At 46.6% G+C, this 22,063-nt stretch carries 19 protein-coding genes and 1 riboswitch; of the genes, 7 read left to right on the top strand and 12 right to left on the bottom strand.

Features of this window, described 5'->3' with window-relative positions:
• The 3 genes from F0261_RS00995 to F0261_RS00985 all read left to right on the top strand — a co-directional run bounded on the left by F0261_RS00995 (position 1) and on the right by F0261_RS00985 (position 3,457).
• Positions 1 to 762: an MBL fold metallo-hydrolase gene (locus F0261_RS00995; RefSeq protein ID WP_039221108.1), complete on the top strand. Its 762-nt coding sequence runs from the start codon at positions 1 to 3 to the stop codon at positions 760 to 762.
• 212 nt (positions 763 to 974) lie between these two features.
• Positions 975 to 2,366: a YcjX family protein gene (locus tag F0261_RS00990; RefSeq protein ID WP_171336975.1), complete on the top strand. Its 1,392-nt coding sequence runs from the start codon at positions 975 to 977 to the stop codon at positions 2,364 to 2,366.
• Complete coding sequence (locus tag F0261_RS00985) at positions 2,363 to 3,457, top strand: YcjF family protein (protein WP_171336974.1); 1,095 nt, start codon at positions 2,363 to 2,365, stop codon at positions 3,455 to 3,457. The genes F0261_RS00990 and F0261_RS00985 overlap by 4 nt, the downstream gene beginning before the upstream one ends.
• Positions 3,458 to 3,630: 173 nt before the next feature.
• Here F0261_RS00985 and F0261_RS00980 read toward each other — a convergent pair whose 3' ends face one another.
• The 11 genes from F0261_RS00980 to hemC form a co-directional block, all read right to left on the bottom strand.
• Complete coding sequence (locus F0261_RS00980) at positions 3,631 to 4,857, bottom strand: threonine/serine exporter ThrE family protein (protein ID WP_039221102.1); 1,227 nt, start codon at positions 4,855 to 4,857, stop codon at positions 3,631 to 3,633.
• A gap of 462 nt (positions 4,858 to 5,319) precedes the next feature.
• On the bottom strand, positions 5,320 to 6,447 hold the full coding sequence (gene thiH / locus F0261_RS00975) for a 2-iminoacetate synthase ThiH (protein WP_171336973.1): 1,128 nt from the start codon (positions 6,445 to 6,447) through the stop codon (positions 5,320 to 5,322).
• A complete protein-coding gene (locus F0261_RS00970) occupies positions 6,444 to 7,214 on the bottom strand; it encodes a thiazole synthase (RefSeq protein ID WP_171336972.1) in 771 nt (256 codons plus the stop codon). The genes thiH and F0261_RS00970 overlap by 4 nt, the downstream gene beginning before the upstream one ends.
• A 1-nt stretch (position 7,215) precedes the next feature.
• Complete coding sequence (gene thiS, locus F0261_RS00965) at positions 7,216 to 7,425, bottom strand: sulfur carrier protein ThiS (protein ID WP_039221097.1); 210 nt, start codon at positions 7,423 to 7,425, stop codon at positions 7,216 to 7,218.
• Positions 7,412 to 8,149: a ThiF family adenylyltransferase gene (locus tag F0261_RS00960; RefSeq protein WP_367613845.1), complete on the bottom strand. Its 738-nt coding sequence runs from the start codon at positions 8,147 to 8,149 to the stop codon at positions 7,412 to 7,414. The genes thiS and F0261_RS00960 overlap by 14 nt, the downstream gene beginning before the upstream one ends.
• A gap of 100 nt (positions 8,150 to 8,249) precedes the next feature.
• Complete coding sequence (gene thiE, locus F0261_RS00955) at positions 8,250 to 9,884, bottom strand: thiamine phosphate synthase (RefSeq protein WP_171336970.1); 1,635 nt, start codon at positions 9,882 to 9,884, stop codon at positions 8,250 to 8,252.
• Positions 9,881 to 11,791 carry a phosphomethylpyrimidine synthase ThiC gene (thiC, locus tag F0261_RS00950; RefSeq protein ID WP_216600660.1) on the bottom strand — a complete coding sequence of 637 codons (1,911 nt, stop codon included), beginning with the start codon at positions 11,789 to 11,791 and terminating at the stop codon, positions 9,881 to 9,883. Before thiC ends, thiE begins: the two co-directional genes overlap by 4 nt.
• Before the next feature lie 277 nt (positions 11,792 to 12,068).
• Positions 12,069 to 12,180: riboswitch (TPP riboswitch) on the bottom strand.
• A 111-nt stretch (positions 12,181 to 12,291) separates the two neighbouring features.
• Positions 12,292 to 13,467, bottom strand: coding sequence for a heme biosynthesis HemY N-terminal domain-containing protein (locus F0261_RS00945; protein WP_171336969.1), 1,176 nt, complete (start codon positions 13,465 to 13,467; stop codon positions 12,292 to 12,294).
• Complete coding sequence (locus F0261_RS00940) at positions 13,464 to 14,636, bottom strand: uroporphyrinogen-III C-methyltransferase (protein ID WP_171336968.1); 1,173 nt, start codon at positions 14,634 to 14,636, stop codon at positions 13,464 to 13,466. The genes F0261_RS00945 and F0261_RS00940 overlap by 4 nt, the downstream gene beginning before the upstream one ends.
• Positions 14,637 to 15,368 (bottom strand): uroporphyrinogen-III synthase, encoded by a 732-nt coding sequence (locus F0261_RS00935; RefSeq protein WP_171336967.1) that lies wholly within the window; start codon positions 15,366 to 15,368, stop codon positions 14,637 to 14,639.
• Positions 15,369 to 15,431: 63 nt separating this feature from the next.
• A complete protein-coding gene (gene hemC / locus F0261_RS00930; RefSeq protein WP_014947801.1) occupies positions 15,432 to 16,370 on the bottom strand; it encodes a hydroxymethylbilane synthase in 939 nt (312 codons plus the stop codon).
• A 196-nt stretch (positions 16,371 to 16,566) separates the two neighbouring features.
• Here hemC and F0261_RS00925 point away from each other — a divergent pair, with 196 nt between their 5' ends.
• Positions 16,567 to 17,628 carry a GGDEF domain-containing protein gene (locus F0261_RS00925; RefSeq protein WP_171336966.1) on the top strand — a complete coding sequence of 354 codons (1,062 nt, stop codon included), beginning with the start codon at positions 16,567 to 16,569 and terminating at the stop codon, positions 17,626 to 17,628.
• Between the two features lie 194 nt (positions 17,629 to 17,822).
• Here the strand turns inward: F0261_RS00925 and F0261_RS00920 are convergent, their stop codons facing one another.
• Positions 17,823 to 18,494, bottom strand: a complete 672-nt coding sequence (locus F0261_RS00920) for an alpha/beta hydrolase (RefSeq protein WP_171336965.1) — start codon at positions 18,492 to 18,494, stop codon at positions 17,823 to 17,825.
• Between the two features lie 207 nt (positions 18,495 to 18,701).
• Between F0261_RS00920 and gmk the strand changes: the two genes are divergently transcribed.
• From gmk to spoT, 3 genes are all read left to right on the top strand, one after another.
• Positions 18,702 to 19,343 carry a guanylate kinase gene (gene gmk, locus F0261_RS00915; protein ID WP_014947804.1) on the top strand — a complete coding sequence of 214 codons (642 nt, stop codon included), beginning with the start codon at positions 18,702 to 18,704 and terminating at the stop codon, positions 19,341 to 19,343.
• A 169-nt stretch (positions 19,344 to 19,512) separates the two neighbouring features.
• A complete protein-coding gene (gene rpoZ / locus F0261_RS00910; protein ID WP_014947805.1) occupies positions 19,513 to 19,785 on the top strand; it encodes a DNA-directed RNA polymerase subunit omega in 273 nt (90 codons plus the stop codon).
• A gap of 142 nt (positions 19,786 to 19,927) precedes the next feature.
• Complete coding sequence (spoT, locus tag F0261_RS00905; protein ID WP_039226917.1) at positions 19,928 to 22,039, top strand: bifunctional GTP diphosphokinase/guanosine-3',5'-bis pyrophosphate 3'-pyrophosphohydrolase; 2,112 nt, start codon at positions 19,928 to 19,930, stop codon at positions 22,037 to 22,039.
• The last annotated feature ends 24 nt before the right edge of the window (positions 22,040 to 22,063 follow it).

Here is a 22,063-nt window from a genome sequence, read left to right as displayed (position 1 = left end):
ATGAAAATTCACACATTAGCGGGCTACATACAGCATATTTATCTTGTTGAAGATAAAAGTGGCCTGCTGTTGCTTGATGGTTGTAGTCGTGCCGATGTAGACAATGTGTGCAATTACATTACCCAAACCCTAGGGCGCCCGTTAACCCACTTGAAGCTTATTGTGGTTACCCACATGCATCCTGACCACGCCGGTGGCGCTGTTGCGTTGCGCAAGCGTACAGGTGCGCAGGTGGCGTCTCATCCTAAGGCGGCTAACTGGTATTCGGGTTTCGCGGGGCGTACCGCTCACGGTATCGACTTGCTATTAACCTGGTGGGTGGCAAATCGTATTGGCAAACCAAGAATGCCCATTTGGTACAACCCGATATTAGCGCCAGACATCACGCTTAAAGACAATCAAACCCTACCGGGCTTTTCTGATTGGCAGGTAATGTACACGCCAGGCCATACCGATCATGACCTAACCCTTGCGCATATTCCCACGCAGCAGGCTTACATAGCCGATGTATTGGTACAGGTTAAAGGAGAGTTAGTGCCGCCATACCCTTTATGTCACCCAAACCAATACCGTGAAAGCTTAAAAAGGCTGGCTCAGTCACAAATTGATACATTCTTTTGCGCCCATGTACCACCGACGAAAAAGTCAGATATCGATTTTGAACACGTAATCGAAAATGCACCGCGCAAGCCCAAGAATCACTGGCATTCCAGCAAAAACCGCATAAAGAAAAAGCTCTTTAACCAGACCCGCGAGCATTAAATAGCCAACGCGTTTTTTATTTCACAGTGATAACTTAGCTGGCACCGCCCTTGCTTTTATCCCTCAGTAACCACATTACTCTTTAAGTCATATCTATAATGAAGTGAGGGCAACGAAGCGAAAGCACCCCTCGCGGCACCTTATCTTTAAGGCAGTAGGCCAAGGTAATAGGTTCAAGGCTATAGGAACAGCAAAGGCAGCAAACAAAAATAATGCAAAAGAATATCGCTACGCTTTTTGACAAAACTCGGGAATTAGCGTCGCTAACTGGCGACAAGCTAAGTAGTGCGTTTAATAAAGAAACGCACCGCTTCACCATTACTGGGCTTAGTCGAAGTGGCAAGTCCATGCTGTTCACCAGCCTTATCACCATGCTGAAAAGTCGAAGTGAAGAAGGCTATGCGTGTTTGCCGTTATTGCGATACTTACCACCTTCTCTAGTGCTAGATATGCACATAGCGCCTATTGAGGGCTATAAACCCTTTCCACATTTGCAGAATATAGCTGATCTTGAAAACGGCCAGTGGCCAAAAGCTACCGAAGAAGCGTTTGGCTTTAAGTTAGTAGTACGTTTGAAAGAAACCGCATCGCTGAAGCGCCATGTTTTGCCCCATAGCGAAGTGGTGTTTGAATTTATTGATTACCCAGGGGAATGGGTGACGGACATTCCCATGTTAAGTAAAACCTATGCGCATTGGTCAGACTCTGCATGGGCGCAACTTAGTAGCGGGCCACAGCAATATTTTGCAAGCCAATGGAAAGCCTTTGTTAATCAATTCGACTTTGAACAAGAGCCCACAGAACAGCGCATTCAGTTGCTTGTTAATGCCTACCGCGATTATTTGGTTGAAGCTAAAGCTAACGGTATATCTTTGCTTCAGCCGGGTAGCTTTTTATTGGAGTCGAGCGACTTTGATTGGCAGGCCTTTGGCTTTACGCCGCTGCCCTCAAGCATTACCAGCGACGTGTCGCACCCATGGTTTAAAATATTTGATAAGCATTTTTCGAAGTTTCAAAGCGGGTGGTTAACGCCATTAAAACAGTCCATTTTTAAAGAAACCGATAAGCAAATTATTCTTGTAGACCTGTTTGAAGGGCTTAACCACAGCAGGCAGCATTTGTATCAGTTAAAGGAAACCCTAAGCCACTTGGCCGATACCTTTGTGTACGGGCAAAGTACGTGGTTTTCGCGCAATATGCTGAAAAAAGAGCAGATTGGCAAGGTGGCGTTTGTGGCCACCAAGTCTGACTTGGTGCCGGTAAGTCAGCGCGGTAATTTACTTAACTTGCTTACCCAAATTACCGAAGGGGCACGAGCGCGGTTCGACGGTAAACCGATTCAGTTTGAACATTTTTTAGTGTCTAGCATGCAAGTCACCGACGAGGGCAGTAATGAAGATGCTATTCGCTACAAAGACACGGATGGTCGTTACGTTGAATCTACGTTTGAACCCATACCTAGCACGCTAAAAGAAATGGAAGAGGGCAGTCACTTCCCGGTACCAGATGTGAGTGTGCCTAGCGATTTCAAAGCACGTATTTTAGCAGGCAAGGGTGTAGATAGATTGCTTCAGTTTTTACTGGGCAAAGGAGAGCGAGAATGAGCGATAAACCTTATATATTTGATGAAAGCCCAGAGCCGTCTAGCTCGCCCGACTCCATCAGTTCGTCCAATATGAGCAGTTCATCTAATATAAGAAGCGATGCGCTTTATGGCGCGAATAGCGATCGGCAAGGTAATGCAGATACGCAACCTCAAACAGCGTCACAGGGCGAGCAAAATAATAGTGCGGTAAACAAACCGCAGTATAAAACCAAAGTGAAAACGCAAACATTAGATATTGCGCAGCCTGAAACCAAACTTCCACAGCAAGTCAGTGAAGACGTGTGGGAAGTAGATGCGCAAAAAGATGGTATTTCGTTAGGTGCCGCCACCTTGGGCTTTGGTGTAGTGTCGTTAATTGGCTTTTTCGTTTTTGAAGCTTATACCACCCTTGCTGCGAACGTTTCTGAGCACCCCATTGGTACAGGAGTTTTGGGTGCGCTACTGGTGGGGTTTGTAAGCTGTTTCAGCTTTTTAAGCTTTAAAGAATGGCGCGGCTATAAACAAGTTAATACGGCGATGGAAGATGCCGGTGTAATCCGTGGTTTGTTGGCTAATAGAGGAAGTGAAACATCGCCACAAAAAATAGACAGTGTGTTAAGTCAGCACGGAAAACGTTTTTCTCGCGGTTCTTACGCGGCCCATTGTTTTGACCGTTATAAGCAGCAGCTTCAAGACGACATGACAGGGCCAGAACGACTTGGTCTTTACGAAGATACAGTATTAAAGCCTGTTCAGGAAAAAGCACACAAGGTGCTCAATAAAGAGTCGGTAACCGCAGGAAGCCTGGCGTTTATCAGCCCCAACAACCTTATTCAAACCTTTGCCGTGGTTTGGATTAGCTTTCGCACTATTCGCCGTATGGCCCGTGTGTATGGGTTACGACCAAGCACAGCGGGCAATTGGAAGCTACTAAAGGTACTGGCACAAAACATAGCGGCGCAGGGCGTGTTCGACTTGGCCACCGATGAAGTGGCCAATCAAATTGGCGGCAGCTTGTCGGCCAAGTTTATGGAAAACTCGGCTGAAGCCATTGCTGCCGGTGCGCTCAACGCCCGTTTAGGAAGAGCGTTAATTAAACTACTTAAATAGCGCTTTTAGCTACGCTTTTCACTACACTGATTTTGTTTACACCGTCTCTGGTTGCGCTGCTTTTGCCTACCCTTATTTAAAGGGATCTGGCACTTACAAGGCAGCGTTATCATTTTGCGTCATAGATTTGCGTAACAGGCTTGGCCCTTTCAGGCTGCCCGATGATTATGCTGTTACAACGCTTTCTTAGTGGGCACGACTACGTTAGCAAAGATTAACCCCGCCACTAGCGACATGAAAATAAGAAACACTTCTTGGCCCAAATGATCGGCTTTTACAAAGTCTTGGCCGGTCATAAACGAGTTCAAGCCAATATAGGTTTTAGACCCCGGCACCAGCACAATAAGACCGTGCATTGCCACAATAGTCGCTGGCTGATTGGCAATGCGCGTAAACGCGTTAGCAAAAATACCTAATGCAAAGGCTCCCACGAATGCGCCAAGCCCTGGGCTCATGTAGTCTGAGCTCCATGCAGTTGCGCTGTAGGCAATAAACGCCGCAGCCAATGCCCAAGGAATATGTTTAACACGGGTTCTAAAAATGGCTACTAGGGCAATGCACAGTAGGAACACCGCTAGCCAGGTTGCCCAATACGGTAATGATTCTGCTGGCGTATATACGTTCTCACCAAACGCGCTAAAACCTATAGATACGCCCAAAAACGCACCGAAATACAGTTTGAAAAGCTGCATTATAGCGTCCATTGTTCGGGCCGTGCCCGACACCATATTGCGAGATGAAAGCTCAGCAAGGCCCATAGTCAGCGCAAGCCCAGGCACAAAGACAATGACCGACGAAAGCACAACCAAAGGGATATTAATGCCAGGGTCAACGTACTGGCCAATGGCGCAGGCAAGAATACCACCAACAAACGCGGTAACAGGCTCTAGCATTAAGTTTACGCGCTTGGACTGCTGCGCCCATAGTGTCCACAAATAAGCCACAATTCCTAAAGCGGCTGACCAGCCAATTTCGCTCCAGCTTGCACCCATTAGCATGGCAAATGCGCCGGTTGCCATGGCAAAGGCGACGCCGGTTATTCCTTTGCCATAAGGGCTGCCCATGGCATCTATTTCGTTTAAACGCTTGTCTGCTTCGCTCAGTGTTAAATTGCCAGACAAAAGCTCGCTGGCAAGTTCGTCAGTGAGCGACAGCGCATTCATGTCTAGTTCGCCAGGAAGTAAACGGGCTGCGTGGTTGTACTCGTCTTCGTGACGATCGCTCCAAATAACGAAAGTTAGCGACGTAGGCGTAGAAATAAATGACGCGTGTACACCTAAATACTTGGCGACTTCACCTAGGTAAGCTTCCAGACGAAACGCAGGGGTACCATACTTGTGCAGCATTTTGCCAAGCTTCACTATAAATCTACGAATTTGAATAAATTCAACGGTATCCAACGCACTGCCCTTAAGTTTTGATAACTTTAATATGAGATAAATAAGACAAAAAAGCCAGACGCATAGATAAAGTGTCTGGCTAAAATTTGGGCGGATTCTACGGAGGGTTTTACGCGAAAGCAAAACAAATTTTTTATTTATTTTGCCTTAAAAAAACTAATGTTCTTTCTCAAACTAAAGGCTTGGAATCAAACCCAATATAGCTATTTATACTGTAACGAGGTAGAGTTGTTAGTTATAGGAGGTGTATATGGCACATACTGTTTCAAAAAATAGTAACCACCGGAAAGAGAGGTTTTCTCCTAATATTCAAAACTACGAAGTAAGTCTTAGTTACGAAGGTTTAGAGTTAAAGAAAACCAATGAGCGCAAGACTATTGTCGATTTAAAGCGAAAGTATGCGAGATAAATACGGCGTAGCACAGGATAAATATTGCTATCCTGGTTCGGATGTTTTGTCGGCTAGAGCCTAAATTGCATCCAATCCTTCCAAACAGGTTCTAATCCTTGCCTTGCCATCGCGTTTATCACTTCTGGTACAGAGCGATTATCATCAATATCAAACTGATTTAATGCCTGTGAGGGTTTGCTGTATCCGCCAGGTTGAGTTTGCGACGCAGCACTCATCGATGTGATACCCAGCGGCATCACGCCGTCCCTAAATACTGCCGACTCGCGGGTGGACAGGGATAATTCTGCTTGCGGATTAAACAAGCGGTGAGCACATATCAGCTGCAGCAGATCTCGCTCGTTAGGTAGTTTGTTATTGGTAAGAACGTTGCCGCCAGTGCTATTACCTTCACAGCTTCTAAGACGCGGAAAGGCAATAGATACACGGCTTTGCCAATAGTACTGCTGGATTAGTTTGCCGTGAAGGGCGGTCATCGCACTATCAACCCGCCAGTCACCTAAACCTAGTAGCGCACCAATACCTATTTTATCGATACCCGCTTGCCCTATGCGGTCGCTGGCTTCTAATCGCCATAAAAAATCCTGTTTCTTACCCCGGGTATGGTAGCTGGCGTACTGTTGGGGCGAATAGGTTTCTTGGTATACCAGTACGGCATCTAACCCTAGATGTTTTAACGTTTGGTACTGTTCCCTTTTTAGCGGCTGCACCTCCATCATAAGGTAGCTTATCTTGTCGCGAATGGCGCTAAGGGTTTGTTCGAAATAATCCATGCCCACTTTAGTCTCGTGTTCGCCAGTTACCAGCAACACCTGAGAAAAGCCCATACCTTTAATAGCTTCAATTTCAGTGAGCGCTTCACTTATAGATAGGGTCTTGCGCTTTATTTTATTACTCATGGTAAAGCCGCAATAAGTACATTCATTGGCACACAGGTTCGACAGGTACAAAGGCACAAATAGCTGCATGGTATTGCCAAACCGGTGGCGGGTTAGTGCCTGCGCGCGACTTGCCATGGCTTCTAAGTAATGTGAGCCGGCTGGCGAGATAAGCGCCATAAAGTCATCAAGTGAAAGTGATTCTTTACCTAATGCGTGCTCAACATCACTCGCGGTTTTACTGTTAATTGACATAGCTAGATGAGTTAAGTCTTGCTGCATTAGTGCCTGTGCTACCTTCATACCGTTGGCTCCAAAAAGGCAGTAAGCGGACTAGAGGCCTGCGCAAAGTTGCTGGTAGCACCAAGCCCTGCTTCAAACGCTTTTCGGCCTGTTTCCACAGCATTTGCAAAGGCCGCTGCCATGGCAACAGGGTTTTGGGCAGTGGCAATAGCTGTATTCACCAACACCGCATCTACGCCCATTTCCATTGCCGCCATGGCTTCACTGGGTTTGCCGATACCCGCATCGACAATGACTGGAATAGTCGATTGCTCCACAATAATCTGCAAAAAAGGCTTAGTTTGTAAGCCCTGATTACTGCCTATGGGAGCACCTAACGGCATAACAGCGGCGCAGCCTACTTCTTCTAAGCGTTTACACAAAACAGGGTCTGCCCCGCAGTAGGGTAGTACGTGAAAGCCTTTTTTTACCAAGGTCTCGGCGGCATGAAGCGTTTCTATAGGGTCGGGCAGCAAATAGCGCTGATCAGGGTGAATTTCAAGTTTTATCCATGGGCTACCTAGCGCTTCATAAGAAAGCTCTGCTGCAAATATGGCTTCTTGGGCATTTTTAGCCCCCGATGTGTTGGGCAGCAGGGTAACTCCTAATTCTCGAAGGGCCGTTAGCGTTTCGTCTTGCGCGCTATTCATCGCCACGCGCTTCATTGCTAGGGTAACAATGTTACTTTGTGCAGCGGCCACTGCGTCTTTCATAGTGACGGCGTTGCTGAACTTCCCTGTGCCGGTTAAAAGGCGTGATGAAAAAGTGTGGTTTGCAAGCGTTAGCATATTAGCCTCCTGCAACTAGGGTGAAGATATCAACGGTGTCATTATCTTTAAGATAAGTGGTCGACCATTCTGTTTTACTCACTATGGCGGCATTTCTAGCAATGGCGGTACCGTCGTCATTCAATTTTTTAAGGGCGATTAACTCGCTAAGTGAAATAGGCGAGATCACGTTCATAGGTTGATTGTTTACGTTCACTTTAATTTGCGTCATTGCAAACCTCGCAAGTAGAAGAGGGGGGTAGCGCAAAGCTTTGTAGCGACCCAAGGCCTGCATTCCCAGTTAGGCAGTGTCCCCATTTAATGTCTGCGTCGAATCCTTTTGCTAAAAACAACAAAGCTTGCGTTGCCTGATGACAAGCAGCCATACCAACAACGGGGCCAAGTACGCCTTTGCTCATGCAGTCTTCACGCACGGAAATCCTGTTCACTAGGCACTCGTAACAACCACAGGAGTTTGAGTTTTGCGGCAAGTTCAGTGCTTGCCATGTAAGCCCGCTAGCAGCCGCAATAAAAAGCGGAATAGATGCACGGTAAGTCGCTGCATTAATCTGGCGCCTTACCGTCATGTTGTCGGTGCAATCCAGTACGCAAGTCGCTGACGAAATTAAAGTTGGTAAGTTGTTACTATCGGCAAAAAGGCTTTTAAATTGGATGTTTAAGTGAGAGTTAACTTTGCGAAGTTCGTTATAAAGCGACTTGGCTTTAAGCTCGCCTAAGTGCATTTCATTGTAGCTAACCTGGCGCTGCAAATTACTGATATCGACAGTATCGCCATCTATCAATGTAATATTGCCAACACCTGCGCCAGCTAGATAGCGGGCGGTTAAGCTGCCTAGGCCGCCTAGCCCCACAACCAGAGCGTGTGCGTTTGCCAAATTAAGCTGGCCGGCGTGGTCGACACAGTCGAGCAAGAGCTGCCTGCTGTAACGCTGTATATCTTGATGTTCAAGCTGGCGGTTAGCGAAGCCATTAGCGGGATTAACTGGACCTCTGGCGTTATTGACTGAGTCAGTCGCGGTACTATGTGTTGATTGACTATGCAAAACCCGCCTCCTGAGCCAGCGTTTTGTATGCTTGCAGCGGATGCTCTGCATGTGTAATAGCGCTCACAACTGCAATACCATTTACGCCGGTTTTAGCCACGTCACTTATACGCGATAAGTTAATACCGCCAATGGCGACGGTGGGTACGCCTTCACACAGCTTCACATATTTTGCCAAGCGCTCTACACCCTGGGGCTTAGACGGCATGTCTTTGGTATTGGTTGGAAATATATGACCAAGGGCAATGTAAGACGGGTTTAAAGCGCGAACACACTGAATTTCAGCGAACCCATGAGTTGAAATGCCCAGCCTTAGCCCGGCGCTTCGAATGGCGTTTAAATCTGCAGTGTGCAGATCTTCTTGGCCTAAATGCACGCCGTAAGCACCAAGCTCTATGGCTAACTCCCAGTGGTCGTTAATAAATAATTGGCAGTCAGTGTGTTCTACTAACTCCATTGCTTCTTTTATCTGTTGGCGAATAGCATATTGAGAGCCTTCTTTCACTCGCAGTTGGATGATTTTTACGCCCGTCGGCCAAAGCCGCGCAATCCACTCAACGCTATCTACCACGGGATAAATACCCAACTTAGTGTTGGTGAGTGCGGGGAAGAAAGCATTGCCTGCCAGTGTCGTTTCTACTCTTTTTTTGTTGTGTGGAGTTTTATCAACACCCGCAGCATTTCTTTTAGAAACAGTGTTACGGCAATGAAAACTAACCTGTGGAAAACTAGCCGCCTGTGCGGGAAAACCATTAGCCCTTGCGAAGTAAGCAGGCGGGCTAGCCGCTTTATGTCGACTCGAAGTAGTCGTGATGGGGAGGTTGTTATCAGATACGCCGAGCGTGTTATGTCTTACTTCACTCACATAAGCGTTCGCCAAGGTTAGCGCGTCTTCAATGCAATAGTCGTGAACAACAAATGCCGCAATGGCACTCGCTAACATACATCCTGTACCACGAAGATCACCTTTGCTGTTTTTTGGTTGTCTAAAATAAAGCGAGTGTGATGAGCAAAAATAGGTGTCGCATACCGTTTTTTGCCATTGTGCATGACCGCCTTTCACGTAAACGCTTTTTGCGCCTTTTCCAACAAGTCGATTTATTGCAGTTTGCAGGCTTTTATCATCGTTAACAGAGAGGTGGGTGAGTTTCGCGAGTTCATCAATGTTTGGCGTTACCAAATCTACCGTGGTTAACAGTTCGTTGATCACGCTTTCACTTAAGTCGCTCAGTACACCTCCAGATGAAGAGCACAACACAGGGTCCCATATTACAAAGGGGCGAGGGCTCACTAACGACTGCATACGGGCGCAAAGCAACAGTGCTTGTTCATCGTTTGCGATAGCGCCAATTTTAATAGCGCGTGGTGGCGTATCTTCGTAAAGCACTTGCCACTGCTGGTTCAATGCAGATGCACTCATACTTTCTTTGCTAAGCAGATGCTGGTTTGATTGCACAGTAAGTTGTGTGGTTAGCACACAGGCATGAACATTTAAATTGGCAAGCGTAATGGCGTCGCGGGTTATTCCCGCTCCGCCGCTTGAGTCAACGCCCCCTATGCACCATATCACCGGCAGCCTAATGCTAGGCGGCTCAAGTACGGGTGTGGTTAGGTGGCTGTTTGTCATGGCAACTCTACCTTGCTATCAGCGGTGTGATAGAGTTCAGCGCCCGATTGATTAAACGCATCGGCCATGTCTTTCATGCCTTTTTCTTTCTCAAACTCTTGCTGCTGCGTTTGTTTAGCCACATCGCGCACTTCCTGAGAAATTTTCATGCTGCAAAATTTAGGGCCGCACATAGAGCAAAAGTGCGCGACTTTGCCAGACGCCTGCGGCAAGGTTTCATCGTGATAGGCGCGCGCAGTGTGGGGGTCTAATGCAAGGTTAAACTGGTCTTCCCATCTGAATTCAAAGCGTGCTTTCGACATGGCGTTGTCGCGAATTTGTGCTCCTGGGTGGCCTTTTGCCAAGTCGGCTGCGTGGGCTGCAATTTTGTAAGTGATCAGCCCCTGTTTAACGTCTTCTTTGTTAGGCAGGCCTAAATGTTCTTTAGGTGTTACGTAACAAAGCATCGCGCAGCCGTACCAACCAATCATGGCGGCGCCAATACCTGAGGTGAAGTGATCGTAGCCTGGCGCAATATCTGTGGTGAGGGGGCCAAGGGTATAAAACGGCGCTTCGTGGCAGTGCTTAAGCTGCTCTTCCATGTTCGCTTTAATCATATGCATTGGCACATGCCCCGGGCCTTCAATCATTACCTGAACATCGTACTCCCATGCAATTTTCGTCAGCTCTCCAAGGGTACGTAATTCAGAGAATTGCGCGTCGTCGTTAGCGTCAGCTACGCTACCAGGGCGCAGGCCATCACCTAGCGACAGCGCCACATCGTACTTAGCGCAAATTTCGCAAATATCGTGGAAGTGTTCATACAAAAAGCTTTGCTGGTGGTGACTTAGACACCACTTCGCCATGATTGAGCCACCGCGCGATACAATACCTGTAACTCGCTTTGCGGTAAGGTGAACATATTCAAGCAGCACGCCAGCGTGAATGGTGAAGTAGTCTACCCCTTGCTCGGCCTGCTCAATTAGGGTGTCTTTAAACATTTCCCAGGTTAAGTCTTCAGCTACACCATTTACTTTTTCTAATGCTTGGTAAATAGGTACAGTGCCAAGAGGAACTGGGCTATTTCGCAGCAGCCATTCGCGGGTTTCGTGAATATTTCTGCCGGTAGAAAGGTCCATGATGGTATCTGCGCCCCAGCGCGTTGACCACACCAGCTTTTCTACCTCTTCTTCAATAGACGAGGTTACTGCTGAATTACCAATATTCGCGTTAATTTTCACCAAGAAGTTGCGACCAATAATCATCGGCTCTAGTTCGGGGTGATTAATGTTACATGGAATGATGGCGCGGCCTGCGGCCACTTCTTGACGAACAAACTCAGGCGTGATGGTGTCGGGCAAATTCGCGCCGAAGTGCTCGCCTTTGTGCTGTTGCGTTAGCTCTGCATCTTTAATGGCTTGGCGGCCCATGTTTTCGCGAATGGCAATGTATTCCATTTCAGGGGTAACAATGCCTTGTCTTGCGTAGTGAAGCTGGGTAACGTTTCTGCCCGCTTTCGCTTTTAGTGGTTTGCGGCTGCGAATAAAGCGGAAATCTTCGGTAAAAATGTCGTTTTCACGCTCTTTTGCAAAGCTTGACGAAACGCCCTCTAATTCAAGGGTATCGCTACGTTCTTCAATCCACGTTTGGCGAAGCGGAGCTAGGCCTTTGTGCACATCTATGTTTTCTTGTGGGTCGCCGTAGGGGCCTGAAGTGTCGTAAACAGGAATTGGCGGATTTGGCTCTAAAATAGGGTTGTCTTCGGTTCCACCCACTAAACTGTCGTGTTGGTGAATAAGGCGCATGGCCACACGAATATCGTCACGGCTGCCACACTCGTAGTGGCGTGTTGAATTTGGGTAAGCTTCGCCCGCAAGTTCATTAATGAATTGTTGTGCTTGTTGGCGCTGTTCGCGTCTGTTCGACATAGCATTTTACCTTGTAAATTTAGGTTCTAAAAATGCTTGTCAGGAGTGAAGGAGAATACAAAGTGTAAGTGTAGAGGGGAATAATCCCGTTACTTTTTTAGCGAGATTGTTGGTAAAGGTTTTGGTGATTACAACCCTTTACTCCGTTGATGTTGACTTGGGGATAAACTTGAACAGTTTACCTTGAGTGACGAGCAGCACCGTAATGGGTGTGTCTGTATCATCAACAGCAAAACAACTTCGCCTCACAACGCTAAACCACGGTTTAACATTGTGCACATTGTATTTTCTTGTTCCCTTCGCAGGTATTAGCCTGATCAGGTTCTACGGATCCCACTTTCGCGGTCTCAGCTTACTGGATTAACAGTGAAGCACTCCGACAAGTTGTTTAAGTCAATTCGGGTTGTGGTTGAAACAACCCGAATTGAGAATTCCTTTTTACTATATCTTCAATTTTACGGGTAATACAAGTACTACCAGAAAGCTAAATGAATATTCATCTAGCTTGCTAGCTGCTGACCTTCCTTGTAAAGCTGAAGTGCAGTGGCTGTGTCGTGCTTGCGTTCGCTAATTGCAGACAACAGCAATAAGTCTTCTTTGCGCGACTTCATTTTAGTGGCTTTAAGCAGGGCTTTTTCCGCCAACACATCATCGCCGGAATTGAATGCAACTTGGCCTAGCGTGGAGTATAGCGACACGTTTTCTTCGTCTTGCTTTATCCAGCTTTCAAGCAGTCGTAGTGATGGCGATGCATCAGGAATATTAAGCTGCGTGAACAGCGGAAACAGGGCGCTATTCGGGCCACGTTTTTGCCATTCAACTAGCAAATTCTGTGCGTCGGCATGCATACCTTGGTCAAGCAACTGTTGAATGTAGGCCGCGCGGTAAGCATCGTCGTGACGAAGCTTACGAGGAAGGGTTTCCCAATACGATTTAAGCTCGACAGCGCCTTGTTTGCTGGCAATTTCGGCAAACTTACCTTTGGCGATGCGCTGGCTCCATGTAGTGTAGTCTGCTTTGGGCAATGCTTTACGCCAGCCTGACAAATTCTCTTGAAGTACTTGCCATTTACCTAGCTTGGCAAGAATTTGCGCTTTTAACTGCACAACCTGCTTGTTATCGCGCTCTTGCTCGTCAAGTTCGTTAAGTTTCTCTAGTGCCGCATCGTATTTTTCTTCAGCCATATCAATACGCGCGTGCATGACCGTTGCGGCTACTTTCGCTTTTGGAAAGTCAGTTGCCTGAACAAGGAAATAACGGGCTTTGGCTAAATCGTTATTGGCAAAAGCAATTTGCGCTGACGCCAAATAGTTAACGCCTTCGAAATCGCCGTTGGTGGTTTTGCTTAGCGCCTTTTGAGCCGTATCAAAATCACCTGCAGCCATTGCGTGTAAGCCGTCGTAAAACGCACGCTTACGTTTGCGCTCACCTAAGGTGCCGAACCATTTATGTGAACCTGTGATCAGGCTTAACGCCCACAATACAAGTCGAGATAGTACGTACCAGGCAATGACGGCACCTATCACTAAAATACAAAAGCTAATCACCGTCATTTCAACAGCGGTGTTACCCAGTGATATTAGTACGTAGCCCTTATCACCTAACAACATTGGGCCAACAATTAGTGCAACAACGAATGCGGCTAATACCGCAAGGGCAATAGCTAACCATTTCATAGTGCACTTGCTCCTTGTCCGAACACTTGCTTAACGCGGCTATCCAATAAACGCTCTAGCGGTTTTTGTGACGCTAGCTCTGTAGGTATTGGGCGCGATACATCGGTAGCAATGAGGTTTTGTAGTGCATCTACAAAGCCCGTTACCTGGCTTTTTTCTGTGTCGAACTTTTCAATAATTAGCGTTTGAGCGTATTGAAGCGACTGGTTGTAAAGCCCTGCATCGCCCTTAAGCGCGGCGGTTTGCGCGTGCATAAGCTGCAGACGAAGCTGCTCTTTTGCCAGGAACTGGGCTTCTAGTGAAAGCACTGGTTCAACCGGGCCTTCAATGGTTTTTATGGTAAGAAAATCGTTCACCAGTGAACGCCACACCTTTGCAAGGTTCTCCTGCCAGTCGTCAGCTGACTCCGATAAGGTTGTGTCTTCTGCATTGGCGTCTTCTGGTTTTTCGAAGGTATCAAGTGGCAATTTGTCAATTTGAGCAATCATACCCGTAAGCGCGAGAGCGACGGAACTTTGTGATACAGGGTTGAGCTGTTGTAAGGTTTGAATATCTTCTGCAAGGTTTGCGCGAACCGGAAGTACCGATGGGTCGGCCAATGACTTTAAGCGTTTATCTGCGTTAACTAGCAGCAAAATTGCTGTGCGTACGTCGTTTTCTAACCAAAGCTTTCTGCCTGCCATGCGAACTAAGTAATCAGCTTCAGCAATGAGCCAGTCTGCCGGGCGGCGACCTTCCATATTATTTAGTTGTTCAAGAGTCGATTCAGCTTGCAGCGTCAGCTTTTCGTTTTGCGCTTTTAACTCGGCTACCGTGCTTTCTAACGTCTGGTTGGTGCGAGCTACTTTGTCAATAGAGGCAACAAGACCAGCGCGCTCACGCTCAATAGTGTTTAGCTGAGAGGTCGTCGTTTGAAGTGCAGACTCAGAGTCCTTGCTTGCCGACTGTTGCTGCATGTAATACCAGTAACCTGCGCCAGCCATACCAAGCACGATAAGAAAAAGGATGATTACAACAAACCACAGTAGACCATTTCCCGAAGATTTCTTTTTAGCAGCACCCGACGGTGTTGATTCACTGTGCGTGGCAGAAGATTCGATAACGTCTTTTTCAGCTTCCACTTTCACGAGTTCCTCTTTTTGTGGGCTACTTTCATTGTTGTTGGCCATTCAATACTCCCAGTTATCCTTTACCCAGGCGATGAGTGCCTGATCGGTGGCTCGCTGACAAACCGCTACCTCTTTAATGCCTTGGCTAGTAAGGGTTTTGGCAATTCGGTCGCTCACTGTTAACCATTTAATAGATTTAAGTGCTTGGCCAAATTGCGCAATTAGTTGCAGTGCCATTGCTTCGCTTGTAGCGATAATGCCGCTAACTTCGCCCATTTTCCACCGTTTTGTGTAAATTGGGCTTGTAAGTTGCTCTCTTTTATAAACGCAAAAGCTATTCACTAAAATACCTTTTTCGTCTAATCCAGTGGCTATGGCGTCGCGCCCACCTTCACCCTTAATGATAACGACATGCTGACAGTTTGCCTCATTAAGTTGGTGCATTGCCAGTATACCTTCGGATGTATGGGCTTCGGGAATAGCAACCTGCGCCGATGAAAACGCCTGAAGTCCCGCTTGTAATTTTCGTGCAGTGGCATCGCCCACAGCTATGATCAATGGTAATTCGTTAGCCGTTTCGCGTAAGCCTTCAATAACGGTGTCTACAGCATATACGCTGGTAACAACAATTGCGTTTACTGCATTTGACGCTAAAAATTCTGCAGCAGCTTTTCTTTCAGACGAAATATCAATGATGTTAGACGTAGCAATGCCTACCGCGTCAATTCCGGCTTTTTCGAAGGCAGCGGCGCTTGCTTTTAACTTTGGCAGTGGGCGTGTAAACAGCAACATACTATCGAATTTTCATCCTTTTATTTTACTGCGTAAACCTGCACGCATTCGACAAACTATAACTTAGTTATAAAGCGCCTTTAAAATTTCACCGGCACCTTGCTCAAGAAGGGATTCCGCTACTTCAACACCAATATCTGCGGCTTTTTCTCGCGACGCTGTAGCAGAAGCAAAGAGCAGCTCTGAACCATCTGGCTTACCAACCATACCGGTTAATGTCAGCACATCGCCATCAAGTGTGGCAAAGCTACCAATAGGTACTTGGCAACCGCCTTCCAATCTCTCGTTCATGGCGCGTTCTGCGGTAACACGTGTATTGGTGTCTGTATGGTTCAACGCCTGTAGCAACTTAATTAGCTCTTCATCGTCGTTACGGCACTCAATACCTACGGCACCCTGCCCAACGGCGGGTAGTGAAATATCAGCAGGTAACGGCATGCGAATACGAGATTCCATTTCAAGGCGAATAAGGCCAGCAGAAGCTAAGATAATGGCGTCGTACTCACCTGCGTCTAGCTTGGCTAGGCGGGTATTCACGTTTCCGCGCAGGTCCTTGATGATAAGGTCAGGGCGATACTTGCGAATTTGGCACTGTCTGCGAAGGCTAGACGTACCTACTACTGCGCCCTGGGGCAGGGCATCTAAACTGTCGTGGTTATTTGAAACAAAAGCGTCGAACGGGTTTTCTCGCTCACAAATAGCGTGAAGGCCAAAACCTTCAGGAAATTCAACCGGTACGTCTTTCATAGAGTGCACGGCAATATCGGCACGGCCTTCAAGCATGGCAATTTCAAGCTCTTTTATGAAAAGCCCTTTACCACCAATTTTCGCCAGAGGTGTATCTAAAATTTTGTCGCCCTGCGTGCTCATAGGTACAAGCTCAACGGTCATTGACGGATAATGCTCCAACAATTTTGCCTTCACATACTCTGCTTGCCAAAGCGCTAAAGCACTTTTTCTAGTAGCAATTCGAACGGTGCGGGTAGTGTTGAGGTGACTCATGGCTATTCCAAACTATATAAAAAGAAACTAAAACGATGTATCACATAACGTCATACGATATACCCCGTAGTATACGCATTTTCTGTATTAATGTTTGAAATTAGGCACAGTTTTCTCCTTGGTTATTATTAGACATTCAGTCTATGCTGAAAGGAATAATGGTTAACTAGTTTTAAATGCGGAGATAAGTCTTTTTATGGACAGTTCGTCGTTGCGTCAATTACTTAGAAGTGCTCAGCAAGATGAAGCGGAAGCAAAACGAAGGCGCTTAACGCTATATTTCATATCTTATGTTGGTGGCACCATTATGGCGTTTATGGCGTGGATCAACATGGGTACAAACAACCCATTGCTCGTTGGAACGCTGGCGGGGTCAGCCGCTTTTGTGTACGCCAATGTGGCGTTATCCCATATGTTCCCTCGCGTTGATGTCTTCTATTATTTAGCAGGCTTAGTGGTAGCATTTACCATAAACGGCTTGGTTTATACCGGCGGGCTCAATAACACTGGGCTTTATTTTATTTTTCCCCTGCTTTTTATTCAGATAGTTGTTGTGCGTTTCAAGCCCGCAATGATTTACGTAGCAGTAACCATGGGTATCGCTATTTTTATGCTCTACAATCAAGAAAAAATAGTGGCTGAGTACCCAGCAGAACATGTTTCCCGCTTCTTAATCGCTACGTTCTGTTTCATTTGCGTCGCCTTTATAGGTGAAAATTTCTGGCATCAAAGCAGAAAAGAAATGCTGCGTGAAAATCTAGAGCGCATGCGTCAGGCTAATACCGATCCACTTACAAAACTTCCCAACCGGCGGTTTCTTGAAGCTGTTTTTTTTGAACGCGCAATGCAAGATCCCGGTGCTCATTTCCCTTTAAGTGCGGTGGTGGTAGATATTGACCATTTCAAAACAATCAACGATACCTATGGCCACGATATTGGTGACGAAGTGCTTATACACATCACTCGTTTAATGAAAGAAGCAGTAAGAACTACTGACGTGGTGGCAAGAACCGGTGGTGAAGAGTTTTTGGTTCTATTCCCTCATGCGACGTTGAGCCAAGCGGTAAAATTAGCGGAAAAAATGAGGAAGGTGGTTGAAGCTAATCCGTTTGTAGAGGGTGATGTTAATCACTCGATAACCGCAAGCTTTGGTGTAGCCACAGCGCTTACTGATACAAACTTGCACGCTTGTTTGAAGCAGGCCGATGACAACCTTTACAAAGCTAAAAATGCGGGGCGCAACAGAGTCGTCGAATAGTTTTGGAATAAACGTGAAATAAAGAAGAGACGGAAGGCGCGACTTTGCAATCGATAGACGTGTACCCACTTACGCTAAGAATAAAGCTGGCTTTTTTTGCTTCACCAGCTTTCTCTTTTGTTCAAATACTAGGGCCTGTTGATCTTTATTATATGAACGTAATTTGCAGCAGGAACCAACAGGCTCTTAAGGCATTACCCTAGAACTTTTTGAAGCCACGCACTAATGTCGTTAAGCTCTTGCATACAAACATTGTGCTGCATAGTGTAAGTCTGCCACGTGGCATTAAAGCCACTTTCGCTCAGCGTTTTAAACGCAGCATTGCCCATAAATACCGGCACTACTTCGTCTTGCTCCCCATGCGCCATCATAATTGGCGTTTCGCGGTTTGTGTCTTTTGCTTCGCTTGCAAGAAGTGATGGCTCGCACATGTAGGTAGATAGAGCGATAACACCTGCAAATTTATTGGCATATCTAGGTGCCAAGTGCAGAGCAATAACACCGCCCTGAGAAAATCCTGCAAGTACAATACGTTCGCTAGGAATACCACTTTCAATTTGTGCTTCGATAAGCGCTTCTACCTGAGCAGCCGACTCTTTTACACCTTCTAAGTCCGCACGGCTTTCAAAATCTAACGATTTAATATCGTACCACGCGCGCATTCTCATGCCGCCATTGATAGTTACAGGGCGTTCTGGAGCGTGAGGAAAGAGAAATTTAACCGCCATTGATTCGGGTAGTTTTAGCTCGGGCACAATAGGCGCAAAACCATGGCCTGAATCGCCAAGACCGTGAAGCCAGATAACGCAGGCATCAGGCGTAGTGGATGGGTTTATCTCTACGCACGGCAGAAGTTGCTGAGTCATGCTTTATTTCCTAGTTTTGGGGTCAGAGTACATTTAGGGCCAGAAAAAGTACTCTGACCCCATTAATTTTTGCTGTGGTAACCCATCGGCATAAGCTTGATAGAGTGAACCAAGTATTCACTATGCAATGAAAGGTACGGCACAACCGCTTAATATGCTATCATTGCCACTTGAAATCACCACATTTTGAAAGAATTTTAATACCCTATGGCTTCACTACTCGGCAACTTATTCATTCTTGCGGCTCCTTCTGGAGCAGGAAAATCAAGCCTTATAAAGGCGCTAATGGAAAAGTATGAAAGCAATACAGCTACGCCAATGCAGGTGTCTGTATCTCATACAACACGTCAACCTCGTCCGGGTGAAGTCGACGGCGTGCACTACCATTTCGTGAGCCGAGAGCAGTTTGAAGCGCTGATTGAACAGGGTGTGTTTTTTGAATACGCAGAAGTATTTGGCAATTATTACGGCACATCCCGCGTGACAATTGAACAAACTTTGCACCGTGGTATTGACGTATTTTTAGATATCGATTGGCAGGGCGCGCGCCAAGTCAAAAAGCTTATGCCAGACACATGCGGTATTTTCATTCTTCCGCCTTCACTCGACGTGCTAGAGCAGCGTTTAAATAATCGCGGTCAAGACAGTGAAGAAGTCATTGCAGGGCGTATGGCACAAGCCGTAGCTGAAATGTCTCATTTCAATGAGTTCGATAGCGTAATTATTAACGACGACTTTGCGACTGCGTTAAACGATTTGGAAGCCATCGTTACAGCACAGCGACTTCGCACGGGAAAACAACAAATGCGCCATCAAGTGCTATTGGACGAACTGCTCGGTAGCGCGTAAGCTTAACTTAACAATACGTGTTTTGTTTTAGCATCGAACGATCGCTGCATAAATTGCATGATCTGACTGCTTCAAATTCAAACAAAACGCTAGGATCGCGCCACGTATCTGTGTATACTACGCGGCCGTTTTTTGAATAACTTGCTCAACCTAATTTTCGGAGAAATACATGGCTCGCGTAACTGTAGAAGATGCCGTAGATAAAATTGGTAACCGCTTTGACCTAGTGCTTGTTGCTGCACGCCGTGCACGTCAAATTGCCACTGAAGGCAAAGATCCTATGGTTGACGTTCAAAACGATAAGCCAACTGTTACAGCACTTCGTGAAATTGAAGAAGGTTTGGTAACAGCTGCTACGCTTGAACAAGCAGAACTTCAAGCTCAAGAGCAGCAAGAACATGCTGAATTTGCATCAGTAGCAAACATCCTATCTGATCAATAAAACCTCTTTTTAACGGTTTTATCGGTATTTTAGCGCCAGTGCCTTGAAAAAAGCACTGGCGCTTTGCTTTTGGCGTATTGGCTTCTCGCACAATTAAACGTATTCTTAGGGTTGTAACGTTAGATAAGGGTCACGCTTCACTGTGTATTTGTTTGAAGGTTTAAAGCAGAAAGTTTTAGAGTACTTACCAGCCGACCGCGTTCAGTTGGTACAAGAATCTTTTGTGCTTGCGCAAGAAGCGCACGATGGACAAATGCGTTCAAGCGGCGATCCGTACATTACTCACCCAGTTGCAGTCGCCGGTATTTTGGCTGACATGCACCTTGATCACGAAACGATCATGGCGGCACTCCTTCACGACGTTATTGAAGATACCCATTACAGCAAAGAAGACTTAGCCGAAGCTTTTGGCGATACCGTTGCTGAACTGGTAGAAGGTGTTAGTAAGCTAGATAAACTCGCCTTTAGCACTAAGCAGGAAGCGCAGGCGGAGAACTTCCGTAAAATGATGATGGCCATGGTGCAAGACATCAGGGTTATTCTTATTAAGCTTGCTGATCGCACGCACAACATGCGCACGCTCGGGTCATTACGACCAGACAAGCGCCGCCGCATTGCGCTAGAAACGCTAGAAATCTACGCGCCAATCGCCCACCGCTTGGGTATTCACGACATTAAAAATGAGCTTGAAGATTTAGGTTTTCAGGCGATGTACCCTATGCGTCATCGCGCACTAAAATCTGCTGTGCGCCAGGCCCGCGGTAATCGTAAAGAGATTATCGAAAACATTCGCGAAGAGCTGAACACTCGTTTAGACGCCTATCAAATTGAGTCGAATGTACTGGGTCGCGAAAAACACCTGTATTCCATTTACCGCAAAATGAAAAACAAAGAACTGATGTTCAATGAGGTAATGGATATTTATGCGTTTCGTATCGTTGTTCAATCGGTAGATAACTGTTATCGCGCCCTTGGTGCTATGCATGGGCTGTACAAGCCTATTGAAAACCGTTTTAAAGATTATATCGCTATCCCTCGAACCAACGGCTATCAGTCGTTGCATACGTCATTAATTGGCCCGCACGGCATTCCTGTGGAAATTCAAATTCGAACCCAGGAAATGGACCAAATGGCAGACAAAGGGGTGGCGGCGCACTGGCTTTACAAAGAACCTGGCGATAATGGCACCACTGCACAGCTTAGAGCGCGCAAGTGGATGCAAAGCCTACTTGAGCTTCAGCAGTCGGCCAGCTCATCCTTTGAATTCATCGAATCGGTAAAAACCGATCTGTTCCCTGATGAAATTTACGTATTTACACCAGACGGACGTATTATCGAGTTGCCAATGGGCGCAACCGCCGTTGACTTCGCTTATGCCGTGCATTCTGATGTGGGGAATACCTGCGTAGGTGTGCGCGTAGAGCGCAGAAACTTTAGCTTAAGTAAGCCGCTCGAAAACGGTCAAACCGTGGAAATTATTACCTCGCCGAAAGCGAAGCCTAATGCAAATTGGCTAAACTTTGTGGTGAGCGCTCGCGCGCGAACGCGTATTCGTCAGTATCTGCGTAAACAGCATTCTCAAGAAGCGGTGAACATGGGTAACCGTCTACTTCGTCATGCGTTAGGCAGCGTTAAACTAGACGATATTCCAAACGAAGATATCGAACGTGTGGTGGCCGAAACTAAGCATGCTAATTTTGACGATTTGCTAGTAGATATCGGCCTTGGTAACGAGCTAAGCGCAATTGTAGCGCGTCGTTTATTGGGTGAAAGCACAACAGACTTATCAGACAAGAAAGGTAATGTGGCTATTCGCGGCACAGAAGGCCTGCTTGTTCACTATTCTCGTTGTTGCCATCCTATTCCAGACGATGAAATTGTAGCGGTATTGAGCCCCGGCCGCGGTATGACTATTCACCAAATTGGGTGTAACAATATTCGCAAGCTTACGCGAGAAGAACCTCAGCGCGTACTGCCCATGCAGTGGGACGACAACCCGCAAGGTGAATTTAAAGCCTCACTGCGTATAGAGTTGTTTAACCATCAGGGCACACTGGCAACATTAACGAACACCATTTCAGGGTGCGATTCCAATATCATTGGTCTGCAAACTGAAGAGAAAGAGAGTAATATCTACTTTATTGACCTTGAACTAACCACGCACAACCGTGTGCACTTGGCTCGCGTAATGAAAAAAATACGTACCATGCCGGAAGTTCAAAGAGTGTCTCGTCATAGTCAATCACGACACTAATTACTACACTATTTAGGAACTACT

The organism is Alteromonas sp. 07-89-2 (assembly GCF_013113925.1).
Classification (GTDB): Bacteria; Pseudomonadota; Gammaproteobacteria; order Enterobacterales; family Alteromonadaceae; genus Alteromonas; species Alteromonas macleodii.
Note: the sequence above shows the minus strand (reverse complement) of the source record. Positions and strands in the feature narration are given on the sequence as shown.

Bases quoted from the DNA above. Each gene is read 5' to 3' on its own strand.
- rpoZ (WP_014947805.1), top strand. From the start codon at position 19,513: ATGGCTCGCGTAACTGTAGAAGATGCCGTAGATAAAATTGGTAACCGC.
- F0261_RS00945 (WP_171336969.1), bottom strand. From the start codon at position 13,467: ATGAAATGGTTAGCTATTGCCCTTGCGGTATTAGCCGCATTCGTTGTT.
- thiC (WP_216600660.1), bottom strand. From the start codon at position 11,791: ATGTCGAACAGACGCGAACAGCGCCAACAAGCACAACAATTCATTAAT.
- thiS (WP_039221097.1), bottom strand. From the start codon at position 7,425: ATGACGCAAATTAAAGTGAACGTAAACAATCAACCTATGAACGTGATC.
- F0261_RS00920 (WP_171336965.1), bottom strand. From the start codon at position 18,494: ATGACTCAGCAACTTCTGCCGTGCGTAGAGATAAACCCATCCACTACG.
- F0261_RS00940 (WP_171336968.1), bottom strand. From the start codon at position 14,636: ATGGCCAACAACAATGAAAGTAGCCCACAAAAAGAGGAACTCGTGAAA.
- F0261_RS00935 (WP_171336967.1), bottom strand. From the start codon at position 15,368: ATGTTGCTGTTTACACGCCCACTGCCAAAGTTAAAAGCAAGCGCCGCT.
- F0261_RS00985 (WP_171336974.1), top strand. From the start codon at position 2,363: ATGAGCGATAAACCTTATATATTTGATGAAAGCCCAGAGCCGTCTAGC.
- F0261_RS00995 (WP_039221108.1), top strand. From the start codon at position 1: ATGAAAATTCACACATTAGCGGGCTACATACAGCATATTTATCTTGTT.
- F0261_RS00970 (WP_171336972.1), bottom strand. From the start codon at position 7,214: ATGCTAACGCTTGCAAACCACACTTTTTCATCACGCCTTTTAACCGGC.
- gmk (WP_014947804.1), top strand. From the start codon at position 18,702: ATGGCTTCACTACTCGGCAACTTATTCATTCTTGCGGCTCCTTCTGGA.
- F0261_RS00925 (WP_171336966.1), top strand. From the start codon at position 16,567: ATGGACAGTTCGTCGTTGCGTCAATTACTTAGAAGTGCTCAGCAAGAT.
- hemC (WP_014947801.1), bottom strand. From the start codon at position 16,370: ATGAGTCACCTCAACACTACCCGCACCGTTCGAATTGCTACTAGAAAA.
- F0261_RS00990 (WP_171336975.1), top strand. From the start codon at position 975: ATGCAAAAGAATATCGCTACGCTTTTTGACAAAACTCGGGAATTAGCG.
- thiH (WP_171336973.1), bottom strand. From the start codon at position 6,447: ATGAAGGTAGCACAGGCACTAATGCAGCAAGACTTAACTCATCTAGCT.
- thiE (WP_171336970.1), bottom strand. From the start codon at position 9,884: ATGACAAACAGCCACCTAACCACACCCGTACTTGAGCCGCCTAGCATT.